We start from the raw sequence: 21,863 nt of genomic DNA on the forward strand, positions 1-21,863 counted from the left end.
TCCGTGCATCAGCGCTTGATCTTCGAGAGCGGCGAATCCGGCGGATACGTCGGCGTGATCGGCTTCGGCGAGCCGAGCATCACGCACATCAGCGCGTCTTCGTCGCCGATGTTGATTTCGGTCCGATAGACGCCCGGCGGCACCGAGATCAGGTCGCGTTCGCCGAGCACCGCCTCCCACGTCTCGCCGTCGCGCTCGCAGATCACCTTCATCCTGCCGCGCAGCACGAAGAAGATTTCCTCGACGTCGATATGAATGTGGCTCGGGCCGACGTTGCCGGCCGGAATCACCATCGTCGAAAACGTGAAGCCGCCCGCGGGCACCGTGTTCGCATCCTTCGCGACGCCCGTGCCGCCCGTGCCCACGTAGCGCATTTGCGCGCGGCGGTATTTCGGATCGAAATCGGCCTGGAATTTCAGCGCGTCCCAGTCGTAACGGCGCGTCTCGAGGCGCGCGACGCGCCCGTCCATCCATTCGCCGAAGCTCTCGCCCGCCGTCTGGTCCCACGATTTACGCTCGATATCGGCGTCCGCCATCGTCATCTCCTTCAAGAGTGCTAAGTGCTAACAATTGGTCAATGCATCACGAAGCCGCCGTTCACGGGCAGCAACTGACCCGTGACGAAACGCGCGGCATCGGACAGCAGGAACAGCGCCGGCCCCGTCACGTCGGCCGGCACTTGCGCGCGCGGCAGTGCGCGGCCCTGCAAGTAGTATTGGCGGCGCTCGGCCGGCACGTATGCGGTCGCCTCGACCTCGGTCAGGCCCGGCGCGATCGCGTTGACCGTCACGCCCTGCTCGCCGAACTCGCGTGCGAGCGTGTGCGTCATCGCGATCACTGCGCCCTTGCTCGCCACGTAAGCGAGCAGCTTCGGCGCGCCCCACAACGCAGTGTCGGACGCGAGATTCACGATCGCGCCGCGGCCCGAGCGCGCGAGATGGCGCAACGCCGCGTTGCACGCGAGCCAGACGCCGCGCACGTTGACGTTCATCACCGCGTCCCACGTGTCGATCGAAAGCTCGGTCGCGCGCTTGCCGCCCGAGTTCGTGATCGCCGCGTTGTTCACGAGGCCGTCGATGCCGCCGAGCACCCGCGCGCCTTCGTCGACGAAAGCGGCGACGCTCGCCGGGTCCGCGAGGTCGAGCGCGACGAAGTGCGCGTCATGGCCCGAGTCGCGCAAGCGCTGCGCGAGCGCGCGGCCTTCGGCTTCGAGCACGTCGCCGAACGCGACTTTCGCGCCCGCCGCGACGAGCGCCTCGACGAACGCCGCGCCGAGCCCGCGCGCGCCGCCCGTGACGAGCACGCGGCGGCCGGCGAGCGCGATCGCCTGCACGGGCGCGCTCATGCGCGCTCCGTCGCGTGGGCCTGCGCCGCGCGATGCGCGCCGAGCGCGGCGAGATGCTCCTGCGCGCGCTGGCGCAGCATCCGCCGCACGCGCGTGATGCCGACGTCGTGCTGATACAGGTATTCGTGATCGCGCGCGTTCGGCGCCATGCTTTCGAGCACGTAGCGGTCTTGCTCGAGCACCGCCCAGTGCAGCCCTTCGAGACGGTTCCGATACAGGAAGCGCCACACGTCGCGCTGCCAGCCCGCAACCTTGCGGGTTCGCCAGAAATAGACCTGGCAGTGGTCGTCGTCGATCGGCGTCGCGAAGCCGACGATGCCGAAGCTGCCGCCCGGGCCGAACTTGCGCTGATACGGAATCGCGAGGCGCAGCCAGATGCAGCCCGTCTCGCCGAGCTCCACCCAGTCGAAGTTCACGTCGCGCTGGTTGACCTTCTCGAACATCAGGCCCGTCTCGGTCTTGTGCACGCGCATGTCGGCCTGCTTGTCGCCTTCGGCCATCGAATGCGACGTCGCGTGCAGATACGCGCCGTGCATCGGGTCCATCACGTTGTCGATCGCATACTGGTAATTGCAGGTCCAGTTCGACACGCAGACGAATTGCGCGTACTCGGGCCCGACGAGTTCGTCGGGCAGCACGAGCGGCGCGGGCTCGCGATGCGCGTCATCGCCGAACCACAGGAAGATCGCGCCCGCGCGCTCCTCGACCGGGTACGACTTCACGCACGACTGCCCTTCGAGCGGACAGTTCGACACGGCCGGCACCTTCGTCACGGTGCCGCCGCCGTTCACTTCGACGCCGTGATACCAGCACGCGACGCGATCGCCGAGATTCCAGCCGAGCGACAGGCGCGCGCCGCGATGCGGACAGCGGTCTTCGAGCGCGTGCACGTTGCCCTGCCGATCGCGCCACAGCACGATCTGTTCGGACAACCGAGTGATGCCGACGGGCGCGCTCGACACCTGCCAGCTCGGCGCGACGGGATACCAGTAGTTGCGGATGCCGCGGTCGAGATACGCGCGCACCGGATCGGCGCCGGGGTTCGTTTGGGCGGAAGACGTCATCTGTTTGCTCCGGAAGCGTTTGAGGGCGGCTGCGTCATTCGGCGAGCGCGGCGAGTTCCGCGCAGAAGCGCTCGGCCGTCCATTCGGCGCCGTCGGGCGCGCGAAAGCCGATGCGGTTCAGGCCCGCGACGACGTCGGCAAGCTCGGCCGCGCCGCCTTCGAACACACGTTCGAGCGCGTCGCCGAGATCGTTCTCGTACTGCGTCGGCTCGGCCTTGCGCGTCTGCCACACGAGATTCGGCATCTGCCCGGGGATCTCGATCTGCCCCTTGCCCGCGACGTTGTTCGGCTGCGGCGCGCGCCACGGCGTGAGGAACGGATTGAAGTTCACGGTCGTCTCGTTCATGTCATTCCACCTTGATCTGGATTTCCTCGCCGGCGAGCCGCACCGCGTACGTCTTCAGTGCGCGGCCGCCCGGCCCTTTCAGGCACTGGCCGGTCCTGATGTCGAACACGGCCTCGTGCAACGGGCACTCGACCGTGCCGTCGTCGACGAAGCCTTGCGTGAGAAGCGCATACGCGTGCGGGCAGACGTTCTCGAGCGCATGCAGCTCGTCGCCGACTCGGTAGATCCCGATCTCCACGCCGTCGGCGCGCTTGAACTCGATCGGCGAATCCTCGGACAACGCGCCGGCGTGTCCGGCGCAAACCCATTGTTCAGACATCTCACACCCTTTCTTCAGGTCGATCCGCTTGTTTGTTCCAAATACGGAACGTCAGTTTATGGATGGTGATTATAGGAGCGTGTTTCGAAGATCAAAATAAAAAGCTGCAACGCCTAGGGAAAATACCGAGACCGCGCTTCCGCCCGATGCGATCCAAGCCACGCGGGATGGGCATGGAGTGGAATTTTCGGGCTTTCCGTCGATCTTTCAATGCGTTATCGGCATGTCGTCGGACGAATCGCGGGCTTCGCGCCCATTCGAAAATTTATTTTGTTCCAGCCGATTTCCACCCCTATACTCGATTCCACCAAAGGTACGAAGTACCATATATGGAACAAAAGAAGACCCAATATTCATACGCGGGAACGCGCGCGATCGGCCGTTTCGCGCACGGGCCACCACCCGCGTCATTTGGAGCAAAGGTCAGGAGATCAGATGGTCAAGCATGCGGTAGCAGCATTGCTCGGCGCGGGCGCCGTCGCCGGCGCGTGGGCGCAGAGCAGCGTCACGCTGTACGGCAGCCTCGACGCCGGCGTCGCGTACGTGAACAACGTCGGCGGCGGCGCGAAGTGGTCGATGATTCAGGGCAACACGCAGCCCGATCGATGGGGATTGAAGGGCGTCGAGGATCTGGGCGGCGGCCTGAAGGCGATCTTCCAGCTCGAAAACGGCTTCTATACGAACAACGGCCAGATGGCGGCGGCGGGCACGATGTGGAACCGCCAGGCGTTCGTCGGCCTGAATTCGGACAGGCTCGGCACGCTGACGCTCGGCCATCAGACGCCGTTCAACTTCGACTGGCTCGACCCGCTGTCGACCGCGTTCCTCGCGCAGAGCTGGTACGCATTCCATCCGGGCAACCTCGACCAGCTCGCGGACACGAGCTCCGTGCCGTTCAACAACTCGGTCAAGTACCGGTCGCCGACCTACGCGGGCTTCACCGTGGGCGCGATGCTCGGCTTCGGCAACACGACGAACTTCTCGAACGGCCGGACGATGAGCTTCGGCGTCAACTACGCGAATGGCCCGCTCAAGGCCGCCGCCGTCTATTCGAACGAGCACGACCAGGCGTTCTCGATGGCGACCGTCGGCGGCATCGCCGGGCCGGGCGGCACGTTCCAGGGCATGCCCGTCGCGAGCTACGTCGCAAAGAAGGCGGAGAACATGGGCGCGGGCCTGTCGTATCGCTTCGGCCCGCTGCTCGTGCACGGCCTCTACACGCACGTGAAGCTGCAGGCGAATGGTCACTCGGACACGTTCCAGAGCTACGACGCCGGCGCGAACTACCAGAGCTCGCCGTTCAACGTGATCGCGGGCGGCGCGGCGAGCTCGACGCTCGCCGGCCGCCGCTGGACGCAGTTCGAGCTCGGCGACACGTATTCGCTGTCCAAGCGCACGCAGCTCTACGCGAACGTGCTGTACGAGCACGCGAGCGGCAACGCGAAGGCGGCGTTCTTCACGGCGGGCGCGTCGAGCACGGCGAATCAGGTGATCTTTCTGGCGGGGATTCACCACTCGTTCTGAGCGCGGCGCGGCGCGAACGCGCGCGCCGCATACCGCGTGCATCGATCGACGCGATCAGAACGCCTTCAGAACAACGCGACCTTGTGCCGCGCATGCGCGGCGGTCGGATCGCTGTCGAGCGGCCGATAGTTCAGGCGCTGCGACAGATCGACGGCCGCGCCGCACACGAGCTCGACGAGCCGCTCCTTTTCTTCGGCGGAGCCGATCTCCGAGCGCGGCACCGTCGCGGTGATTGCCGCGACGATCGAGCCGGAATGGTCGCGCACGGGCGCCGTCACCGCCGAGATCCCACTCTCGAACGCACCCTCGCTGAGCGCGTAGCCGAGACGCGCGTAATGGCGCACGCGCTCGTACAGCGCGTCGACGGTCGCGGGCGTATGCTCGGTGAACGCCTCGAGCCGCTTTTCCGGGTAGAGCTGGCGCATCGCGTCGCGCGTCAGGTCGCCCATCAGCACATGGCCGTGCACGGTCGCGTGCGCGGGCAGCCGCGTGCCCACGTGCACCTTCACCGAGCCGAACATCGGCGCGTTGCTCTGCGCCTTCGCGACGAACACGACGTCGCGGCGATCGCGGATCAGCAGATGCGTCGACAGCCCGGTCGCGTCGCGCAAGCGCTCGAGCACCGGCGCGCCGAGGTCGGTCAATTCGAGCGAGTTCAGATATTCGAAGCCGAGGCGCAGCACGCCGACGCCGAGCCGGAAATGGCGGTCGCCGTTCGCGCGCTCGATGAAGCCGAGCGCTTCGAGCGTCTGCAACAGGCGGAACGTCGTCGTGCGCGGGATGCCGATTCGCTTCGACAGCTCGGGCGCGCTCAACACCGGCTCACGCGCGGAAAATTCGGACAGGATGCGCAACCCGCGCTCGAGCCCGGGAACGAGATACGACGATGCGCCGCCCGCGGCTTCGTCGTCGGCCGCGTCAGGCGCGGCGAGCGCACCGGCCGGGGCGCGGCGCGGCTTGCCCGATGCGGCGCCGGCGGCATGCTTGCCCGCGGCTGTCGTAGTGGTTTTGGCCATGTCGGCTGCAGTGGACGGAAAGAAATCGAATCATAACGCGAAGGCCGCGCGGTTTCGACGCGCGGACGCGGCCCGCCTTCATCCGCGCGGACGCGGCCTCGCGCGGCGCGCGTCCGCGGGCGGCCCGCTCACCCAGCGAAACGTCAGGTTGATCCGCTCGCCCTGCACGGCGGGCTCCTTCGGCACGCGATGCCGCCACTCGCGTTGCGTGCGTCCGCGCATCACGAGCAGGCTGCCGTTCGTCAGCCGATACGCGTGCGCGACACCCGTTTCGTTGTGCCGCAGATCGAACACCCGCGTCGCGCCGAGGCTCAGCGACGCGATCACCGGCTCGGGACCGAGCTCCGGCTCGTCGTCCGCGTGCCAGCCCATGCTGTCGAAGCCATTGCGATAGCGGTTCAGCAGCACGCTGTTGAAGCGCGCGCGGCTCGCCGCCTCGACCATCCGCTTCAGCTCGAGCACGGCGGGCGTCCACGGCGCCGGCTCGTTGCGGATGCCCGAATACACGTAGACCGCGTCCGGCTCGCCCTGCCACGCGGTCAGGCGCGGCAGCGGCAACAGGCCGCGCGGCGTGTGCATCGTGTCCTGCCGCCACGCGACCTCGTCGACGAGGCGCGCATGGAACCGGTCTGCATCGGCGGGCGCGAGCCAGTCCGGACGCCAGTCGACATCGGGTTTCGGCAGGTTGTCGAACAAATCGAACATCATCGGTCAAAATCTCGGCATCCGGCTATCATCGCGGAATGGCGCGAACCGCAACCCGCGATCCGCGCCGCCCTGTTCAAATTCTAGCCGCGCGAACGCCAGACCGTTTGCGCGCTCATCCGGATCCCGACATGACTCTTTCCGATTCCGCTCTCGATCAAATTTTTCGCACCGCGCGCACGCACAACGCCTGGCAGCCGAAGCCCGTCGACGACGCGCTGCTCCATCAACTGATCGAGCTCGTCAAGTGCGGCCCGACGTCGGCGAACTCGAGCCCCGCGCGCTTCGTGTTCGTGAAGTCGCAGGAGGCGAAGGCGAGGCTCAAGCCCGCGCTGTCCGAAGGCAATCTCGCGAAGACGATGGCCGCGCCCGTCACCGTGATCGTCGGGATGGACATGGAATTCCACGAACATCTGCCGAAGCTCTTCCCGCACGCGGACGCGCGCAGTTGGTTCGCCGGCAACGACGCGCTGATCGAAGCGACCGCGTTCCGCAATTCGTCGCTGCAAGGCGCGTACCTGATCGTCGCCGCGCGCGCGCTCGGCCTCGATGCCGGCCCGATGTCCGGCTTCGACCAGGCAACCGTCGACGCCGCGTTCTTCGCCGGCACGTCGATCAAGTCGAACTTCCTCGTGAACCTCGGCTACGGCGATCCCGCCGGACTGTTCCCGCGCAGCCCCCGCTTCTCGTTCGACGAAATCGCGCGCATCGAATAAGCGCGCAACGGCGGCGCGTTCGCGCGCCGCCGCCCCTCGGCTTCCCCCTGTTTCCTTCCGCCCATGCGACGCGTTTCATCGTTTCTGTTGCGCCTGACGATCATCGGCGTGCTGCTGCATGTGTACGTCGGCTTCCGTCTCCTGCCCGACCTCGCGTCGCCCGCCGCCCGCTACGCGGGCGCGCTGTGGCTCGTCGCGTCGTGCCTCCTGATTCCGCCCGGCATGCTGTCGCGCATGTTCGAGCGGCAGCCGCTCGGCGATCGCGTCGCGTGGGCCGGGCTCCTCGCGATGGGTTTCTTCTCGTCGCTGCTCGTGCTCACGCTCGCGCGCGACGTGCTGCTCGCATCGCTCGTCACCATCGACGCGCTCGCGCCCCGCGCGGTGTCGCTCGCGCACTGGCGCACGCAGACGGCGGCCGGCGTGCCGCTCGCGGCGCTCGCGGTGAGCGTCATCGGCTTCGTCAATGCGCGACGCCGCGCGCGCGTCGTCGACGTCGCGGTGCCGATCGACGACCTGCCCGCCGCGCTCGACGGCTTCACGATCGTGCAGATCAGCGACATCCACGTCGGCCCGACGATCAAGCGCGGCTACGTCGAGGCGATCGTCGAGGCGGTCAACCGGCTCGAGCCGGACCTCGTCGCGGTGACGGGCGACGTCGTCGACGGCACCATCGCGCAGCTCGCGGGTCACGCGGCGCCGCTCGGCCGGCTGCGCGCGCGCCACGGCGCGTTCGTCGTGACGGGCAATCACGAGTACTACTCGGGCGCCGACGAATGGATCGCCGAGTTCCGCCGCCTCGGCCTCGAAGTCCTGCTCAACGAGCATCGGACAATCGACCACGGCGACGGCCAGCTCGTGATCGCGGGCGTCACCGACTACTCGGCGGGCCACTTCGACCCCGCGCATCGGAGCGATCCGGGCGCGGCGCTCGCGGGCGCGCCGGTCGACGTGCGCATCCGCGTGCTGCTCGCGCACCAGCCGCGCAGCGCGAGCGCCGCAGCCGACGCGGGCTTCACGCTGCAACTGTCCGGGCACACGCACGGCGGCCAGTTTTTCCCGTGGAATTTCTTCGTGCGACTGCAGCAGCCGTTCACCGCGGGACTCGCGCGGCTCGGCGGCCTGTGGGTCTATACGAGCCGCGGCACCGGCTACTGGGGGCCGCCGAAGCGGCTCGGCGCGCCGTCGGAGATCACGCGCGTGCGGCTCGTGCGCGACGGCGTCCGCCACGCTGAGCGCTGAACGCAACGTCGACGACGAACGCGCGATGCACCCGCGCGTTCGCCGCGGCCGCCCGCGGGTTGACTCGCGCGACGGGTCGCGCCTAGAATGCCCGCCATCCATTCTTTCAGGAACCGTCGTGGACAGTAGCAGCGCAACGTCCGCACGCCGCTTCGCCTGAACGCCTGCCGGCCGATTCGCCGCCGCGCGCGTTCGTCGGAACGCGTGCGATTTCCCGTTTCACACAATCGCATCGATTCGCGCGCTAAAGTGTCGCGCGAGTACGCAGATGCACGCGCGCCCGCAAGGGTCGCCCGCGCCGCCGCCCCCGTCGCGCGGCGCATTCGGCATGGCAGAACACCAATGACCTTCGAATTCGCACTTCGCCTCTTCACCGCGTTCGCCTGCGGGGTCGCCATCGGCCTCGAACGGCAGATCCGCCAGCGCACGGCCGGCTTGCGCACGATCACGCTCGTCGCGAGCGGCGCATGTCTGTTCGTCACGCTCGGCGTCCTGACGGGCAACGGAATCCCCGGCGTCACGCAAATCGCCGCGTACGTCGTCTCCGGCGTCGGCTTTCTCGGCGGCGGCGTCATCATGCGCGACAAGGGCTCGATCCAGGGCATCAACACCGCGGCGACCCTCTGGTGCTCGGCCGCGGTCGGCGTGCTGTCGGGCGCCGGCCACTACCTGCCCGCGCTCGCGGGCACGGGCGTCGTCCTGCTGACGAACACGCTGCTGCGCGGCGTGAGCCAGGCGATCAACGCGACGCCCGTGTCGAACGCCGATCTCGTGCGCGAATATCAGATCATGGTGATCTGCCTCGCATCGGACGAAGTGCACATCCGGACGCTGCTGTCGAACTCGATGTATGCGAAACCGCTGTCGTTCCAGAGCCTGACGAGCGAGGACGTGCCGCGCGAAGCCGATGCGCCCGAGCGCATCAAGGTCACGGCGACGCTGAAGCTGCACCCGAAGGATCAGCAGAAGCTCGAGCAGATCGCGAGCCGGATGAGCATGGAGAAAAGCATCTCGAGCGTGAGCTGGACCGCGAAGGAAGCCGAGCCGATGATGGAGTGACGCATCGCGCGCGGCGCGGCCGCGCCGCTCACGGCGCGTCGACGAGCCCCATCGCGATCGCCTTCACGACGGCCTGCACCTTGTTCGTCGCGCCGAGCTTGTCGAGGACGTTGTTGACGTGGAAGTTCACCGTGCGCTCGGAAATGCCGAGGATCTGGCCGATCTCGCACGCGGTCTTGCCTTCGCCCGTCCAGCACAGCACTTCCCGCTCGCGGTGCGTGAGCGCCACGCCCGATTCGGGCGCGAGCTTCGGCACGAGGAAGCGGCTCATCAGCGAGTGCGACATGTTCGCGAGCCAGTTCGTCTGCAGCGTCAGATGGTTGATCTCGGCGATCGTCAGGCGGTCCGTGTGCCGCGCGATCGTCAGGAGACCGAACACACCGCGCGATGCCCAGCTCGACTGCGCGACGCCCACCGCAAGCCCGTGATCGCGCGCGTCGCTCCACAGCGACGTCGCGTCGCAGGCGCTCGCCTCCGGCCAGACGATCATGTTCGAGCTGAGCGCGCCTTCGCGCACGGTCGGATCGACCTCCAGGTAGTTCATTTCCTGGTAGCGCTCCATCCAGCCGTTCGGATAGGTATCGAAGATCGCGACGACCGGCCTCGAGATCGGCAACGGCACGCGTATGCCATAGCAGCAATATTCGAAGCCGAGCCGCTTCGTATACGCTGCGATCTGTTGGAAGAGCTGCTGCTCGTTCTCCGCGGCGCTAAATTGAAGATAGGCATCTTGCCAGCGCAGTTCCATTCGTTCTCCAGCAGCTTCACGCTGTCATACTTGCTAGGTTTCAGCACGCGCGCGGACTGATACATTCCGCGGCATGAATTCACCATTGCTCCACCGCTTTCGCGGCCCATCCACCGACGGCTACGTGCGCCTTCCCGCGCACGCGTTCGCCGAGCTGCAACTCGTTCACGTATCGTCCGGAATCGATTCCGGACTGCTCGGCGAGCTGCGCGCGAGCGACATCGACGCCCGCATCGCCGGCTACACAGAGTGGGAGCGGCCGTCCGGCATGGGCGCGGCGCACCTCACAGTGGGCTGGGACTGGTACATCGACGGCGCCACGGGCGCATTCGTCATCGCATGGAGCGACGTGCGCAGCAACGTGATGGGCATCGACGACAACGGGCGCGACATCGGCATGGATTCGACGTCGGCCGCGCTGTCGCGCCGGCTCGCCCAGTTGAACTGGCCGTCCGCCGTCGCCGCCGCGATGCTTCGTCGCGGCGATTTTTCACATGCGGGCCCTACCCTGCAGTGATGCGCGTCGGCGCAATCGGTGCATATTGTCCAATTTTCCTCGAACATTGCGGATTGACAAGCAAATTATCGAATCTTTGCAGTCCGGCACTGCCGAAATCCATTCCCCCCTCACCCGCTTCGCTTTCCCGACCCTGTAAGGGTTAACAGTTACCTGTCCTCGGAGCGCGCGATGTAATGCGCCCATTCCAAAGCACACGCACGAGGACGACACCATGCGAACTTTCGTTCATGGCGACGGGCGCCTGCCGAGCGACTTGGCGGCTGATCTGGGCCTTTATCGGCACCGCGTTTTCGTCGAGCAGCTCGGCTGGAAACTGCCGTCGGCGAGCGAAGGGTTCGAGCGGGATCAGTACGATCGCGACGATACCGTCTACGTGTTCGCCCGCGACGACGACGGGGAAATCTGCGGCTGCGCCCGGCTGCTGCCGACGACCCGCCCCTACCTGCTGAAGGAGCTGTTCCCGACCCTGGTCGCGAACGACATGCCGCTGCCGCAGTCCACCGCCGTCTGGGAGCTGTCGCGCTTCGCCGCGAACGCCGAGGACCCGGCCGGAACCGGCAATCCGGCGTGGGCGGTGCGGCCGATGCTCGCCGCCGTCGTCGAGTGCGCGGCGCGGCGCGGCGCGAAGCAACTGATCGGCGTGACGTTTCTCAGCATGGAGCGCCTGTTCCGCCGGATCGGCGTGCACGCGCACCGGGCCGGGCCCGCGCAGCAGATCGACGGGCGCATGGTCGTCGCATGCTGGATCGACCTCGATGCGCAAACGCTCGCCGCGCTCGGTCTCGATCCGCTGCTGGGCGCGCCGCGCGCCGAGGCCGCCTGAGAGCGCGCCTGATCGACGGTCCGCGGAACCGGGCCGTTCGTCATCCAAGGAGACTTCTACACCGTGGACCATTCACCGGTATTTCGCGCGATGCTCCCTACGTTCGATGCCGGCGAAACCCGCATCGCCGTCGCGTTCCCGTCGTTCGCCGAACGCCTGCCGCTCGTGCGGCTCGGCAGACAGGGGCTCGTATTCCGCGCGCGCGGCGCGATGCCGCCCGTCTGCGGACTGCCGCGCTCCGCAACCCTGTATCTCGACGACGAGCCGCTCTGCACGCTGCGGCTCGTGATTCGCGAAGTCGAGCATTGCGACGACGGCGCGCATGATCTGACGATGCAGCCGTCCGCCGCGAACGGCGACGCGCTGCTCTGGCACGCGCTGCGCACGCGATGCCGGCGCGCGCACGCCCCGCTCGCGCAGCGCGCGCCGGGCGAGCGCACGGCAACGGCGGCGCAGGCGGCGAGTCGCCGGCACGACGCCGTGACGCGCTCCGAATCGGGCGCGCCGCATGCGGCCGGCACGGGCATGCGCGTGACGCGCAGCGCCGCGTTTCGCCTCGCGGATCGCGGTGATGCGCTCTTTTTCGCCGATTGGCTCGAATACCACTTCGACGAGTTGCGCGCGCTCGCGCAAGGCCTGTCGCCTCGGCTGCATCTGAACGAGCTCGAGCGGAACCTGGCGGGCGACGAAGTGGACGTGCACTTCGTCTACGACATCGACGGCCATGCGGACCGCCAGATGCTCACCGATTGCGCGCGGCAGGCATGCGACTGGATCGCGGCCGAGGTGCGCCACCGCTTCGATCTGCCGATCGCCGAGCAGCGCTTCGGCGCGCGCAAGCCACGCCGCGCGGCGCGCGCTATTCGTTTTCGTCGAAGTAATAGTGGCCGAACTTGAGCTGCTTCGTGCGAATGTAGCGCTCGTTCTCCTCGCGCACCGGCACGGCAAGCGCAACGCGCTCGCAGACCGGGATGCCATGCCGCGCGAGCGTGTCGAATTTCTTCGGATTGTTGCTCATTAAGCGCACGGACGTGACTTTCAGGATGCGCAGGATCGCGGCGGCGGAATCGTATTCGCGCGCGTCGTCGGGCAGCCCGAGATCGAGGTTCGCCTCGACGGTGTCGCGCCCCTGCTCCTGCAGCGCATACGCGCGGATCTTGTTGCTCAGGCCGATCCCGCGGCCTTCATGCCCGCGCAGATACAGCAATACGCCGCGCGCTTCGGCCGCGATGTAGCGCAGCGCGAGATCGAGCTGCTCGCCGCAATCGCATCGATATGAGCCAAACACGTCGCCCGTCAGGCATTCGGAATGAAGCCGCGTCAGCACCGACGGCTGCTCGGCGACATCACCCATCACGAGCGCCAGGTGCTCGGCATCGCCGCCCGCGACGCGAAACGCATACGACGTGAAGGTGCCGTAGCGGGTAGGAAGCGTCGCGGTGGCGACGAGCGTCACGCACTCGAGCGCGGCGCCGTCGCCGGGTTGCGGCGATTCGGGATGCGAAGACTTCATGGAATGCATCAAACGAAAGAATTAAGGAATGTTCTGGATGGCGAGTGCACGAAGTTTACCGCTAATCTGAGAACTGGACGCACCCGCCCGCGGACGCCGATCTATACTGGATTTTTAACCCGACGCGGCGGCCGCGCGCCGCTTTCCGTGAATCGCCCAGCCAAGGGAGACAGCGTATGAGCCTCACCGTCGCACAGATTCTCAGGTCGAAGCCCGATTCGGGACGCACGATTCACACGATCGAAAAGTCCGATTCCGTCTACAACGCGATCAAGCTGATGGCCGAAAGGAGCATAGGCGCGCTGCTCGTGATGGATGGCGCGAACATTGCCGGCATCGTGACGGAACGCGATTACGCGCGCAAGGTGGTGCTCCTCGACCGTTCGTCGAAAGCAACGCGCGTCGAGGAAATCATGACGGCGAAGGTGCGCTACGTCGAACCGACGCAAACCAGCGACGAGTGCATGGCGCTGATGACAGAGCACCGGATGCGTCACTTGCCCGTCCTCGACGACGGCAAGCTCATTGGTCTCGTGTCGATCGGCGATCTCGTGAAGAGCGTGATTGCCGACCAGCAGTTCACGATCGATCAACTGGAGCATTACATCCACGGAATTCCGGCCGCCGCGCATTTGCAGTAATCGCGCGCCGCGATGTCCATCAAAAAATGCCCAAACGCATCGCGTCTGGGCAAAGCCGCCTGAATGCGGCGACGGAGGTTCGGCTCCCGACCCGCGAGCCCTGCACATCGCGCGGGCTCGCGGTTTATGGAATCGACCTCTTCACGTTTGCTGGCGGACGCCCGGCGGCCCCGGGCGCCCATTCGGCCTGACGGCTCGATTCGGTCAGTTGCCGAAGTAGACCGAATGACCGAACGCCGGCGAAGTCGGCGACTTGCTCGCGCGGCCGCCGGATTCCGACGCGCCGGCCGGCTGGACGCCATAGCCGCTCGTGTCGGCGTGCGTGAGCGTCTGCTGCGCGGGTTGCATCCGTTGCGACGCCGCCTGCACGTTCGCCGGGTACTGGGTGTCGCCCGATTCGGGCTTGTAGCCGTTCTGTTCGAGCTGGACGAGTTCAGACTTCACTTGCTCGCGGGTGAGCGGCTGTTGTTGGTCGGCCTGCGCGAACGACGCAAGCGGCGCGGCGAGGATCGAAGCGGCAACGGCTGCGTAGACGAACGATTTCATGGTTGACCTCCGGAATGTTGTATTTGCGTCGCTCCAGGCATCCTTGCCGGAAGCGATTGATTCCAGTCTAGTCACCGGTATAACAAGGGGAAACCCCTAGTTTGAACATACAGCGTTGCGCCAACGACAAAAATAGCCAATTGCATCTCGACCGAAAGCCCGTTAAAAGCACCATATCGGCAACAATGGAGGAGCGCTTCGCAAAACCGCCTGTCGGCTGTCTGAACGGTCGTTTTGTTGTATATTTGTAAAGTTTATCCCGTCTTTCGCCATTCGTTTTATCGCCTCGCTCATGTGCACGCCGACCTTCCACGCCTTTCTTGCGCACCGCACGCGCGGTTCGCGCGCGGCCGTGGTCGCGGCGGCGGCGCGCTCCCTCCTTCGAAGCACGCTTGCAGCGCCGCTCGCCGCGGCCCGGCGCTTGATCTGACGGCAGCCCCATCCCGGAGCCGCGTCAGCCAGGCTCCGGGCGATCCCGCAGGTTGGCCACGCCACCCAAGCCGATCATTTGGAGACTGTCATGAGAAACAGGATTTACCAACTCACCGAACTCGACGTCGCACGCCTCGAAAAGCATGCGGAACGCAACCCGCGCTATCAGGAAATGCTCGACACGCTGCTCGAGCGCGCCGATATCGTCGAGCCGGACAAGATTCAGGCAAACGTCGTCACGATGAACTCGCAGATCAAGCTGCTCGACGAAAGCGCCGGCCAGGACATGATCTGGACCATCGTCTATCCGGACGCGGCCAATTTCGAGCAAGGCCGGTTGAACGTGTTTTCGCCGGTCGGCATGGCGCTTCTCGGCGCGCGCCGCGGCGAACGGGTGAAAGTGACGCTGCCGGGCGCCGCGGACGCGACGCTGAAGATCGTCGAGATCGTCTATCAACCGGAAGCGAGCGGCAATTACACGTACTGAGCCTGAACGACGGATCGGCTGATGCGGCAGGGTTGGCCGCCGAATGACCGTCAGCCCGCGTCGCCAGCCGCGCCCAAAAAGCGAGGATGCATGCGCAAGCCTCGCTTTTTTGTTTTCGTGCAATGTGCGTCGTGCTGGCACGGCGCATAAAAAAAGGCGCCCGAAGGCGCCTTTTCGAGACTGGACGAGCCAGCCGTCATGCTTAGAAGCGGTGACGCAGACCAACCGTTGCTGCGGTTTGGTTGATCGACGTGCTGAACGGCGTGCTGAGGTCGCCGTTGTAGATCGACGCATTCGCGTTCTTCGACGAACGCTGGTACACAGCTTGTGCGTACACGTCGGTGCGCTTCGACAGCGCGTAGTCGGCCTGGACGCCAACTTGGTTCCAGTGAGCGCTTTCGCCGTTCGCCTTCGCGTTCGTGTACGTGTAAGCAACGCCCAGACCCAGAGCCGGCGTCAGGTTGTACTTCACGTTCGCTTCGTAGTTGTCGGCACGAATGGTCGGCGTGCCGTTTGCCAGGTTGTCGAGACGCGATTGCGTCCAGAGCAGGCCGCCTTGCAGCGGGCCGTAAGCGTAGCTTGCGCCGGCACCGTACACGCGCGAACGGCCCTGGATGCTTGCTGCGTTCGTGCCGCCGATGTTGAAGCCGGTCAGCGGATCCGTTGCGCCCGTGGTGTTCGCGCCAGCGTTGTTAGCTTGCGAGTACGCCGCACCGACCTTCAGGCCTTGGAACTGGTACGAAGCGCCCGCGCTGTATGCACGGTTGTTCGCGAATTGCGAGTTGTTCGAGAACGAGTACGTGCCGCCGAATTGCAGGCCGGCGTAGTTCGCGCTCGTGAACTTGACCGTGTTGTTCACTGCAACGTCGCCGTTCGTGTTCAGGCGGTCGTTGTTGAGCGGGTGCGCGAAGTACGTGCCGCCCCAGGTGCCCGTTGCCGACAGCGGCGACAGGTAGTCTTGGGTTGCGTCGTACTGACGGCCCAGCGTGACGGTGCCATAGTTGCTCGACAGGCCGACGAACGCTTGACGGTTGAACATGCCGCCACCGTTGTTGAAGCGGCCGTTACCGATGTTGAAGCCGCTTTCCAACGTGAAGATCGCCTTCAGGCCGCCACCCAGGTCTTCCGAGCCGCGCAGACCGAAACGGCTTTGGTCGACGCCCGAGCCGACCGACCACAGCGACTTGCCCGAGCCCGACGGCGTCGCGACGTTGCTTTGGTACGTGATTCCCGCGTCGAGCACGCCGTACAGCGTGACGCTGCTTTGCGCGTGTGCGACGGTTGCGAACGATGCAGCAACTGCTGCAACAATCAGAGTCTTGTTCATGCGTGGAGCTCCCTTTTAAAAAAGGTAGGCCTTGCGACCTCGTTTCGATAAACGGTCCGCAACCGCCCGGAAGCGCCATATCGGTTTGCAAGACTACCTGCATGGCCGCGCCCGGATGGTTGCCCGTTCTGGGAACCGTGAGTTTAGGGGTGTACCCTAGGGCCGCCATTCGCGAATAAAGAAATAAGCTTTTCCAGAACTAGAAATAATAGAAATGCAATCCTCTTATAAGTATTTGTTTTGATAGACGTTTTTGACCTCTTGACAGGGTCTTTTTGGTGGGATCGACACGATCATTCTTCTGTGTCAGCGTCTTGACGGTTGCGTATAAACAACAAACAGCTTCGCGCGAACTCAGCGAAATCGGCATTTTTTACTTGTTCGATCGAGACCGCCGCCATGAATACGAAAGACTATCGGCAAACAGCCTCCATAGATTTCTTCCATCCCCACGCTCCACTCGACTGTCGGACGCCGTAACAGCCGTTACAGGATTCGTAACGATGGCCGACCACTCAGGGCGTTAACGTCGAACCTGTGCAGCCATATCAGCTCGCGCCGCTTTCGGCCCATCCTTTGGAGCAACCATGAATCGACGTCATTTTCTCCGCACGCTGTCGCTCGCCGGCGCCTCGCTTGCCGGCGGCCTCGGCTTCGGCCGCGATGCGACGGCTCAGCAGCCGCCCGGGCCGCCGCAATCGCCGCCCGGCTATCGACCGCCGATGCAGCCTCAGCCCGCCCGGCCGCCGTATCCCGGCCACCCGGACCGCCCGCCTCCGCCGCTTCGGCGCGAGCGCCGCCCCGCGCCGCCGCGTCCGCGCGGCTATGTCTGGACGAACGGCTATTGGGGCTGGCGCGGCGGCCGATACGCATGGATACCCGGCCGCTGGATCGCGCAACGCCCTGGCCACCGCTGGGTGCCCGGCTATTGGCAGCAGCGGGGAGGCGCGTGGATCTACATCGACGGACGCTGGAATTGAGCGCGTCGCGCGACGGTCCTTCACGGGCGTCGCTATCGCATCGATTGCCGGATTCAATCACCCCTAGTCAATAGAGTGTTGCTGTTTATATCGTCATTGGTCGATCTAAGCTTCGGGAAACGACGATTCGCGATTGCACCGCGCCGCCCATGACCTTCGATGCCGACGCCATTCACAAAGCGCTTGCCAGCCCCGTCCGCCGTGCGATCCTCGCGTGGCTCAAGGAGCCCGACAAGCATTTCCCCGCAGCGCACGCGGGGCCGTTTCCGCAAGGCGTCTGCGCAGGCCAGATCGACGCGCTGTGCGGATTGTCGCAATCGACCGTGTCCGCGCACCTCGCCACGCTCGAGCGCGCCGGGCTCGTCACGTCGACCCGCGTCGGCCAATGGGCGTTCTTCAAGCGCAACGACGCGGTAATTCAAGCATTTCTCGATTCACTGCAGCGCGGCCTTTGATTCCGCCCACTCGCCGCAAGGGCTTAGCCACACTCGAAGAGGTCCCCTCATATGCCTTCTCTGTTCGATCCGCTGACCATCGGCGACCTGACGCTTCCGAACCGCATCATCATGGCACCGTTGACCCGCGCCCGCGCCGGCGACACGCGCACGCCCAACGCGCTGATGGCGCGGTACTACGCGGAGCGCGCATCCGCCGGGCTCATCATCAGCGAGGCGACGTCGGTCACGCCGCAAGGCGTCGGCTACGCGAGCACGCCGGGCATCTGGTCGCCGGAACAGGTCGACGGCTGGCGGCTCGTGACGGACACCGTCCACGCCGCCGGCGGCCGCATCTTCCTGCAGCTCTGGCACGTCGGCCGCGTGTCGGATCCTGTGTTCCTCGACGGCGCGCTGCCCGTCGCGCCGAGCGCGATCGCACCCGGCGGCCACGTGAGCCTCGTGCGTCCGCAACGGCCCTACGCGACGCCGCGCGCGCTCGAGCTCGACGAAATCCCGGGCGTCGTCGCCGCGTTCCGCCGCGGCGCGGAAAACGCGCGCGCGGCCGGCTTCGACGGCGTCGAGGTGCACGGCGCGAACGGCTATCTGCTCGATCAGTTCCTGCAGGACAGCTCGAACCGCCGCACCGATGCATACGGCGGCTCGATCGAGAATCGCGCGCGCCTCTTGCTCGAAGTGGTCGACGAAGCGATCGACGTCTGGGGCGCGGCGCGCGTCGGCGTGCATCTCGCGCCGCGCGGCGATGCGCATACGATGGGCGATTCAGACCCTGCCGCGACGTTCGGCTACGTCGCGCGCGAACTCGGCCGCCGCCGCATCGCCTTCCTGTTCGCGCGCGAATCGTTCGGCGCCGATTCCATCGGCCCGCAGCTAAAGGCGGCGTTCGGCGGGCCGTTCATCGCGAACGAGCAGTTCACGCTCGACAGCGCTCAGGCGGCGCTCGACGCCGGACAGGCGGATGCGGTCGCATGGGGCAAGCTTTTTATCGCGAATCCGGATCTGCCGCGCCGCTTCGAGCTGAAGGCGCCGCTCAACGAGCCGAATTCCGCCACGTTCTACGCTGAAGGCGAAGCGGGATATACGGACTATCCGGCGCTGGAAAGCGCGGCGTGAGGGGGTGTCGGGACCGGGGCGTTGCCGTTCGGGGGCGGGTCGGTCCCGGGCCTCGGGCCTCGGCGTCCGGCAAACAATGCCAAGTTCCAGCGCCGGCTCAGACGCTATTCGCAGATCACGCGCGCCATGAACACGCGCTGCGATTCGTCGAGCCCGTGCGCGACATGTGCTGCGCGTATCGCCGCCAACGCGGGATCGAGCGTATCGTCGTCGAGATCGACGAAGCCAAGGCGACGATAATACGGCGCATTCCACGGCACCTGCCGGAACGTCGACAGCACGACCTGCCTCGCGCCCGCTGCGCGAGCGCGCGCCACGACGGCCTCGATCAGCGCGGAACCGATCCGCCGCCCCGCGTGCTCGGGCGCCACGTCGATCTCCTCGAGATAGAGACGCGACGCATCGAGCATCCTGTATATCGCAAAGCCGACGATGCGCGCGTCGTCGGCATCCAAGGCATCGAAGGCGACGAGCGCGCGATCGTCGCCGATCCGCTCGCGCAGATCGGCGAGATCGGTCGGCGGGCTCGACGCGATGTGCGGCATGCCGATGCCGTCGAAGCGGCGCGCGGCGGCGGCTTCGACGGCGGCCATCAGCGGCGCTTCGTCGGCGCGGGCGGCACGGATGCGGATCGGGGATGGTTGCGTGGCGGGGTCGTGTGCGGTCACGGTCGAATGGCAATCGGTCGGATGCGAATGCGAGTCGCCGCTACTATAATCAATTCCTCATATCGATCGCCATCGCGAATCGCACCGGGAGAGTCGACATGTCGCTGTCCAGCCTCGCCATCTTCGCCGCCGCACTGCTGATCGCCGCCGGCTCGCCCGGCCCGAGCATCGCTGCGCTGGTCGCGCGCGTACTGACGAACGGATTCCGAGACGTATTGCCGTTCCTCGCGGCGATGTGGCTCGGCGAAGTGATCTGGCTCACGTGCGCGGTAGCCGGGCTCGCGGTGGTCGCGCACACATTCGCGGTCGGCTTTCTCGTGCTGAAGTTCGCGGGGATCGCCTATCTGCTGTTTCTCGCGTGGAAGATGTGGTTCGCGCCTGCCGATGCGCCGTCCGGCAACCTCCCGAGCGGACAGTCGCCGTTGCGCATGTTTCTGGCCGGCCTCGCGGTGACGCTCGGCAACCCGAAGATCATGATCTTCTACGTCGCGCTGCTGCCGACGATGGTCGACCTGTCGCGGGTGGGCGGTGTCGCGTGGCTCGAATTGACGTTGACGCTGCTGGCCGTGTTGATCGCGGTCGACTGCGCATGGGCGTTGCTCGCGGCACGCGCCCGCAAGCTGCTGACGAGCCGCCGCGCGGTGAAGGCAGCCAATCGCGCGAGCGCGGCCGCGATGGCGGGCGCGGCCGTCGCGATCGCAACGCGTTAGCCGGCCCTGCGGCAACGCGGCGCGAACGCGCGGCCGGCCGCATCGGCGGCCGCGCAGCGGCCACCTGTCCGGCGAGCGCCAGCAATCGACGAGCCGGCCCGCGCCCCTGATACGTCGGCAGCGCCGCGACGTTCTCGATTGGCGAGGGTCGTCATTCAGCAGCAGGTCGATCGGCGCGACCGGAGCGTCGTCGAGATCCTCGGCATAGACATTGCGCGGCGCGCGCCGTAACGCAGCCAGGACACTTTGCCCCGCCGAGCAAACGATTCCGGCCTTGCGGCACGTCAGAAATCCACCTTCACCCCCGCTATCACCGCGAGTTGCCGGTTCGAATCGCTGTTCGCCAATACGGGAATCTGCGCGTAATTCGCGGGATTGCCGTTCGAGTCGCTGCCGAGCCCGCGCCCCGACGCGATCTGTCCGATCGCGACCGCATACAGCGCGGTCCGTTTCGACACACTGTAGTTCGCGCCGACGTTCAGTTGATGAAAGCGCGTTGTCCCCCGGCTATCGGCCTTCGCGTTGTTGAAGATGTAAGCAACGCCGCCACGCAGCATCGGCGTGAACGCGTATGTCGCGTTCAGTTCGGCAATGTCGAACCCGATCGACGCTCGCTGCGGATGCGCGGCGGTCGCGAAATACGCGCTGTCGTCGAGGCGGGTGTGCGTATAGGTCAGCGCGACGGTCGCGTCGCCGAGCGCAACCGATCCGCCGACGCCAAACGCCTTCATCGACACCGCATCCTGCAACAGGCAGTACATCGCGCCCGCGTTGCTGCACGCGAAATCGCCGACGTATCCGTTCGCGCCGCCGAGCGCCGCGTCGAGCGGCTGCCGCAGGTTCAGATAGCCGATGCCGAGCGAAATCGGCGCACGGCTGTAGGCGGCGGCGACCGAATAGCCGCGACGCGCGGAGAAATCCCCCGCCTGCCCCCCGAAGCTGAACGTGCCGCCGAACGTCAGCCCCTGGAAATCGGCGCTCGTGAACTTGACCGCGTTGTTGAAGTTCAATGCCGCATTCAGATTGTCGACGTCGCCGAGATGCGAGCCATACGGCGTCGCCCAGCCGTTGCTCGACACGTACGCGCCGAGCGTATCGGTGTACGAATCGTATTGGCGCCCGACGCCGAGCGTGCCGTATGCGTCGTGGCGCAGGCCGATCCACGCCTGGCGGCTGAACGCCGCGCCGCCCTGCAACGCCTGGCCGCTCGCCGACAGGAATTGCTGCTCGAGCGCGAACACCGCCTTCAATCCTCCGCCGAGCGCCTCCGCGCCCTGCAATCCCCACCGCGAAGGCACCAGGTTTCCGCCGCCCATCTGCCACGCATGGCCGCCGCTCACGCCGCCGTCCGCATGCGTGACCTGCTGGTTCGTCGAATAGATGACGCCTGTATCCACCGTGCCGTACAACGTGACGCTGCTTTGCGCGCAAGCAGGCGCGACGGCTGCGCCGGCGACGCCGGCCGCGATCCAGATTCCGACTTTCATGCTCCACCCACTCCCGTCATTGATTTGGATTGCAATCGATCGGCCGAACCACCTCGATCGGCAGCAGTGGAGGAACTCTA

At 66.2% G+C, this 21,863-nt stretch carries 26 protein-coding genes; 13 read left to right on the top strand and 13 right to left on the bottom strand.

The features are described from left to right. Window positions 1–8 precede the first annotated feature (8 nt). Genes WS92_RS09930 through WS92_RS09950 form a run of 5 tightly spaced genes read right to left on the bottom strand, consistent with a single transcriptional unit; the run spans window position 9 to window position 3,074 of the window. Window positions 9–536: a cupin domain-containing protein gene (locus WS92_RS09930; protein ID WP_059930315.1), complete on the bottom strand. Its 528-nt coding sequence runs from the start codon at window positions 534–536 to the stop codon at window positions 9–11. Window positions 537–574: 38 nt separating this feature from the next. Beyond that, the gene (locus WS92_RS09935) at window positions 575–1,345 is read right to left on the bottom strand and encodes an SDR family oxidoreductase (protein WP_059930039.1); all 771 of its coding nucleotides are present in this window, start codon (window positions 1,343–1,345) and stop codon (window positions 575–577) included. Next, window positions 1,342–2,409: an aromatic ring-hydroxylating dioxygenase subunit alpha gene (locus WS92_RS09940; protein ID WP_059930042.1), complete on the bottom strand. Its 1,068-nt coding sequence runs from the start codon at window positions 2,407–2,409 to the stop codon at window positions 1,342–1,344. The genes WS92_RS09935 and WS92_RS09940 overlap by 4 nt, the downstream gene beginning before the upstream one ends. A gap of 34 nt (window positions 2,410–2,443) precedes the next feature. Further along, window positions 2,444–2,755 (bottom strand): recombinase-like helix-turn-helix domain-containing protein, encoded by a 312-nt coding sequence (locus WS92_RS09945; RefSeq protein ID WP_059930043.1) that lies wholly within the window; start codon window positions 2,753–2,755, stop codon window positions 2,444–2,446. 1 nt (window position 2,756) lies between these two features. Next, window positions 2,757–3,074 carry a non-heme iron oxygenase ferredoxin subunit gene (locus WS92_RS09950; protein ID WP_009914826.1) on the bottom strand — a complete coding sequence of 106 codons (318 nt, stop codon included), beginning with the start codon at window positions 3,072–3,074 and terminating at the stop codon, window positions 2,757–2,759. Between the two features lie 435 nt (window positions 3,075–3,509). Here WS92_RS09950 and WS92_RS09955 point away from each other — a divergent pair, with 435 nt between their 5' ends. After that, window positions 3,510–4,598 carry a porin gene (locus WS92_RS09955; RefSeq protein WP_009914825.1) on the top strand — a complete coding sequence of 363 codons (1,089 nt, stop codon included), beginning with the start codon at window positions 3,510–3,512 and terminating at the stop codon, window positions 4,596–4,598. Window positions 4,599–4,663: 65 nt separating this feature from the next. Here the strand turns inward: WS92_RS09955 and WS92_RS09960 are convergent, their stop codons facing one another. Both WS92_RS09960 and WS92_RS09965 read right to left on the bottom strand, forming a co-directional pair. Continuing rightward, a complete protein-coding gene (locus WS92_RS09960) occupies window positions 4,664–5,614 on the bottom strand; it encodes an IclR family transcriptional regulator (protein WP_059930046.1) in 951 nt (316 codons plus the stop codon). Between the two features lie 78 nt (window positions 5,615–5,692). Continuing rightward, a complete protein-coding gene (locus tag WS92_RS09965; protein ID WP_059930317.1) occupies window positions 5,693–6,319 on the bottom strand; it encodes an alpha-ketoglutarate-dependent dioxygenase AlkB family protein in 627 nt (208 codons plus the stop codon). A 131-nt stretch (window positions 6,320–6,450) separates the two neighbouring features. Here WS92_RS09965 and WS92_RS09970 point away from each other — a divergent pair, with 131 nt between their 5' ends. The 3 genes from WS92_RS09970 to WS92_RS09985 all read left to right on the top strand — a co-directional run bounded on the left by WS92_RS09970 (window position 6,451) and on the right by WS92_RS09985 (window position 9,333). Next, window positions 6,451–7,035, top strand: a complete 585-nt coding sequence (locus WS92_RS09970) for a malonic semialdehyde reductase (protein WP_009914821.1) — start codon at window positions 6,451–6,453, stop codon at window positions 7,033–7,035. A 63-nt stretch (window positions 7,036–7,098) separates the two neighbouring features. Further along, entirely contained in the window at window positions 7,099–8,274 is a 1,176-nt protein-coding gene (locus WS92_RS09975) for a metallophosphoesterase (RefSeq protein ID WP_059930048.1), read from the top strand. A 342-nt stretch (window positions 8,275–8,616) separates the two neighbouring features. Then, window positions 8,617–9,333 carry an MgtC/SapB family protein gene (locus tag WS92_RS09985; protein WP_009914820.1) on the top strand — a complete coding sequence of 239 codons (717 nt, stop codon included), beginning with the start codon at window positions 8,617–8,619 and terminating at the stop codon, window positions 9,331–9,333. A 28-nt stretch (window positions 9,334–9,361) separates the two neighbouring features. Here the strand turns inward: WS92_RS09985 and bpsR are convergent, their stop codons facing one another. Continuing rightward, the gene (bpsR, locus tag WS92_RS09990) at window positions 9,362–10,081 is read right to left on the bottom strand and encodes an autoinducer-binding transcriptional regulator BpsR (RefSeq protein ID WP_006027435.1); all 720 of its coding nucleotides are present in this window, start codon (window positions 10,079–10,081) and stop codon (window positions 9,362–9,364) included. A gap of 73 nt (window positions 10,082–10,154) precedes the next feature. Here bpsR and WS92_RS09995 point away from each other — a divergent pair, with 73 nt between their 5' ends. From WS92_RS09995 to WS92_RS10005, 3 genes are all read left to right on the top strand, one after another. Beyond that, window positions 10,155–10,598: a DUF4902 domain-containing protein gene (locus WS92_RS09995; RefSeq protein ID WP_015603338.1), complete on the top strand. Its 444-nt coding sequence runs from the start codon at window positions 10,155–10,157 to the stop codon at window positions 10,596–10,598. A 214-nt stretch (window positions 10,599–10,812) separates the two neighbouring features. Beyond that, window positions 10,813–11,424, top strand: a complete 612-nt coding sequence (gene bspI1, locus WS92_RS10000; protein ID WP_006027437.1) for an N-acylhomoserine lactone synthase BspI1 — start codon at window positions 10,813–10,815, stop codon at window positions 11,422–11,424. A gap of 90 nt (window positions 11,425–11,514) precedes the next feature. After that, window positions 11,515–12,321, top strand: coding sequence for a hydroxymethylglutaryl-coenzyme A reductase (locus WS92_RS10005; protein WP_059930050.1), 807 nt, complete (start codon window positions 11,515–11,517; stop codon window positions 12,319–12,321). On the opposite strand, the gene ribA is transcribed toward WS92_RS10005, so the two are convergent. Next, window positions 12,284–12,937, bottom strand: a complete 654-nt coding sequence (gene ribA, locus WS92_RS10010; protein ID WP_006027439.1) for a GTP cyclohydrolase II — start codon at window positions 12,935–12,937, stop codon at window positions 12,284–12,286. The two genes, WS92_RS10005 and ribA, sit on opposite strands and share 38 nt — an antisense overlap. 176 nt (window positions 12,938–13,113) lie before the next feature. Between ribA and WS92_RS10015 the strand changes: the two genes are divergently transcribed. Further along, window positions 13,114–13,578, top strand: a complete 465-nt coding sequence (locus WS92_RS10015) for a CBS domain-containing protein (protein WP_006027440.1) — start codon at window positions 13,114–13,116, stop codon at window positions 13,576–13,578. 204 nt (window positions 13,579–13,782) lie between these two features. On the opposite strand, the gene WS92_RS10020 is transcribed toward WS92_RS10015, so the two are convergent. Further along, window positions 13,783–14,124, bottom strand: coding sequence for a DUF4148 domain-containing protein (locus WS92_RS10020; RefSeq protein WP_015603005.1), 342 nt, complete (start codon window positions 14,122–14,124; stop codon window positions 13,783–13,785). 520 nt (window positions 14,125–14,644) lie between these two features. On the opposite strand from WS92_RS10020, the gene WS92_RS10025 reads away from it, so the two are divergent. Then, window positions 14,645–15,043 carry a GreA/GreB family elongation factor gene (locus tag WS92_RS10025; protein ID WP_006027442.1) on the top strand — a complete coding sequence of 133 codons (399 nt, stop codon included), beginning with the start codon at window positions 14,645–14,647 and terminating at the stop codon, window positions 15,041–15,043. Between the two features lie 202 nt (window positions 15,044–15,245). Here the strand turns inward: WS92_RS10025 and omp38 are convergent, their stop codons facing one another. Further along, complete coding sequence (gene omp38 / locus WS92_RS10030) at window positions 15,246–16,370, bottom strand: porin Omp38 (RefSeq protein ID WP_006027443.1); 1,125 nt, start codon at window positions 16,368–16,370, stop codon at window positions 15,246–15,248. Between the two features lie 587 nt (window positions 16,371–16,957). Here omp38 and WS92_RS10035 point away from each other — a divergent pair. The 3 genes from WS92_RS10035 to WS92_RS10045 all read left to right on the top strand — a co-directional run bounded on the left by WS92_RS10035 (window position 16,958) and on the right by WS92_RS10045 (window position 18,918). Beyond that, window positions 16,958–17,350: a twin-arginine translocation signal domain-containing protein gene (locus WS92_RS10035; protein ID WP_059930052.1), complete on the top strand. Its 393-nt coding sequence runs from the start codon at window positions 16,958–16,960 to the stop codon at window positions 17,348–17,350. Between the two features lie 149 nt (window positions 17,351–17,499). After that, window positions 17,500–17,805, top strand: coding sequence for an ArsR/SmtB family transcription factor (locus WS92_RS10040; RefSeq protein ID WP_006027445.1), 306 nt, complete (start codon window positions 17,500–17,502; stop codon window positions 17,803–17,805). Window positions 17,806–17,856: 51 nt separating this feature from the next. Beyond that, window positions 17,857–18,918 carry an alkene reductase gene (locus WS92_RS10045; protein WP_015602739.1) on the top strand — a complete coding sequence of 354 codons (1,062 nt, stop codon included), beginning with the start codon at window positions 17,857–17,859 and terminating at the stop codon, window positions 18,916–18,918. 104 nt (window positions 18,919–19,022) lie between these two features. On the opposite strand, the gene WS92_RS10050 is transcribed toward WS92_RS10045, so the two are convergent. Further along, a complete protein-coding gene (locus tag WS92_RS10050; RefSeq protein ID WP_059930054.1) occupies window positions 19,023–19,586 on the bottom strand; it encodes a GNAT family N-acetyltransferase in 564 nt (187 codons plus the stop codon). Between the two features lie 98 nt (window positions 19,587–19,684). On the opposite strand from WS92_RS10050, the gene WS92_RS10055 reads away from it, so the two are divergent. Beyond that, on the top strand, window positions 19,685–20,296 hold the full coding sequence (locus tag WS92_RS10055; protein ID WP_059930056.1) for a LysE family translocator: 612 nt from the start codon (window positions 19,685–19,687) through the stop codon (window positions 20,294–20,296). A 284-nt stretch (window positions 20,297–20,580) separates the two neighbouring features. On the opposite strand, the gene WS92_RS10060 is transcribed toward WS92_RS10055, so the two are convergent. Beyond that, a complete protein-coding gene (locus tag WS92_RS10060; protein WP_059930058.1) occupies window positions 20,581–21,783 on the bottom strand; it encodes a porin in 1,203 nt (400 codons plus the stop codon). Window positions 21,784–21,863: the final 80 nt, after the last annotated feature.

This window comes from Burkholderia sp. MSMB1588, assembly GCF_001546925.1.
Classification (GTDB): domain Bacteria; phylum Pseudomonadota; class Gammaproteobacteria; order Burkholderiales; family Burkholderiaceae; genus Burkholderia; species Burkholderia humptydooensis.

Bases quoted from the DNA above. Each gene is read 5' to 3' on its own strand.
- WS92_RS09975 (WP_059930048.1), top strand. From the start codon at position 7,099: ATGCGACGCGTTTCATCGTTTCTGTTGCGCCTGACGATCATCGGCGTG.
- bspI1 (WP_006027437.1), top strand. From the start codon at position 10,813: ATGCGAACTTTCGTTCATGGCGACGGGCGCCTGCCGAGCGACTTGGCG.
- WS92_RS10040 (WP_006027445.1), top strand. From the start codon at position 17,500: ATGACCTTCGATGCCGACGCCATTCACAAAGCGCTTGCCAGCCCCGTC.
- WS92_RS09995 (WP_015603338.1), top strand. From the start codon at position 10,155: ATGAATTCACCATTGCTCCACCGCTTTCGCGGCCCATCCACCGACGGC.
- WS92_RS10045 (WP_015602739.1), top strand. From the start codon at position 17,857: ATGCCTTCTCTGTTCGATCCGCTGACCATCGGCGACCTGACGCTTCCG.
- WS92_RS10015 (WP_006027440.1), top strand. From the start codon at position 13,114: ATGAGCCTCACCGTCGCACAGATTCTCAGGTCGAAGCCCGATTCGGGA.
- WS92_RS09965 (WP_059930317.1), bottom strand. From the start codon at position 6,319: ATGTTCGATTTGTTCGACAACCTGCCGAAACCCGATGTCGACTGGCGT.
- bpsR (WP_006027435.1), bottom strand. From the start codon at position 10,081: ATGGAACTGCGCTGGCAAGATGCCTATCTTCAATTTAGCGCCGCGGAG.
- WS92_RS09955 (WP_009914825.1), top strand. From the start codon at position 3,510: ATGGTCAAGCATGCGGTAGCAGCATTGCTCGGCGCGGGCGCCGTCGCC.
- WS92_RS10025 (WP_006027442.1), top strand. From the start codon at position 14,645: ATGAGAAACAGGATTTACCAACTCACCGAACTCGACGTCGCACGCCTC.
- omp38 (WP_006027443.1), bottom strand. From the start codon at position 16,370: ATGAACAAGACTCTGATTGTTGCAGCAGTTGCTGCATCGTTCGCAACC.
- WS92_RS09950 (WP_009914826.1), bottom strand. From the start codon at position 3,074: ATGTCTGAACAATGGGTTTGCGCCGGACACGCCGGCGCGTTGTCCGAG.
- WS92_RS09960 (WP_059930046.1), bottom strand. From the start codon at position 5,614: ATGGCCAAAACCACTACGACAGCCGCGGGCAAGCATGCCGCCGGCGCC.
- WS92_RS10020 (WP_015603005.1), bottom strand. From the start codon at position 14,124: ATGAAATCGTTCGTCTACGCAGCCGTTGCCGCTTCGATCCTCGCCGCG.
- ribA (WP_006027439.1), bottom strand. From the start codon at position 12,937: ATGAAGTCTTCGCATCCCGAATCGCCGCAACCCGGCGACGGCGCCGCG.
- WS92_RS09935 (WP_059930039.1), bottom strand. From the start codon at position 1,345: ATGAGCGCGCCCGTGCAGGCGATCGCGCTCGCCGGCCGCCGCGTGCTC.
- WS92_RS10035 (WP_059930052.1), top strand. From the start codon at position 16,958: ATGAATCGACGTCATTTTCTCCGCACGCTGTCGCTCGCCGGCGCCTCG.
- WS92_RS09985 (WP_009914820.1), top strand. From the start codon at position 8,617: ATGACCTTCGAATTCGCACTTCGCCTCTTCACCGCGTTCGCCTGCGGG.
- WS92_RS09930 (WP_059930315.1), bottom strand. From the start codon at position 536: ATGGCGGACGCCGATATCGAGCGTAAATCGTGGGACCAGACGGCGGGC.
- WS92_RS10060 (WP_059930058.1), bottom strand. From the start codon at position 21,783: ATGAAAGTCGGAATCTGGATCGCGGCCGGCGTCGCCGGCGCAGCCGTC.
- WS92_RS09970 (WP_009914821.1), top strand. From the start codon at position 6,451: ATGACTCTTTCCGATTCCGCTCTCGATCAAATTTTTCGCACCGCGCGC.
- WS92_RS10055 (WP_059930056.1), top strand. From the start codon at position 19,685: ATGTCGCTGTCCAGCCTCGCCATCTTCGCCGCCGCACTGCTGATCGCC.
- WS92_RS09945 (WP_059930043.1), bottom strand. From the start codon at position 2,755: ATGAACGAGACGACCGTGAACTTCAATCCGTTCCTCACGCCGTGGCGC.
- WS92_RS10005 (WP_059930050.1), top strand. From the start codon at position 11,515: ATGCTCCCTACGTTCGATGCCGGCGAAACCCGCATCGCCGTCGCGTTC.
- WS92_RS09940 (WP_059930042.1), bottom strand. From the start codon at position 2,409: ATGACGTCTTCCGCCCAAACGAACCCCGGCGCCGATCCGGTGCGCGCG.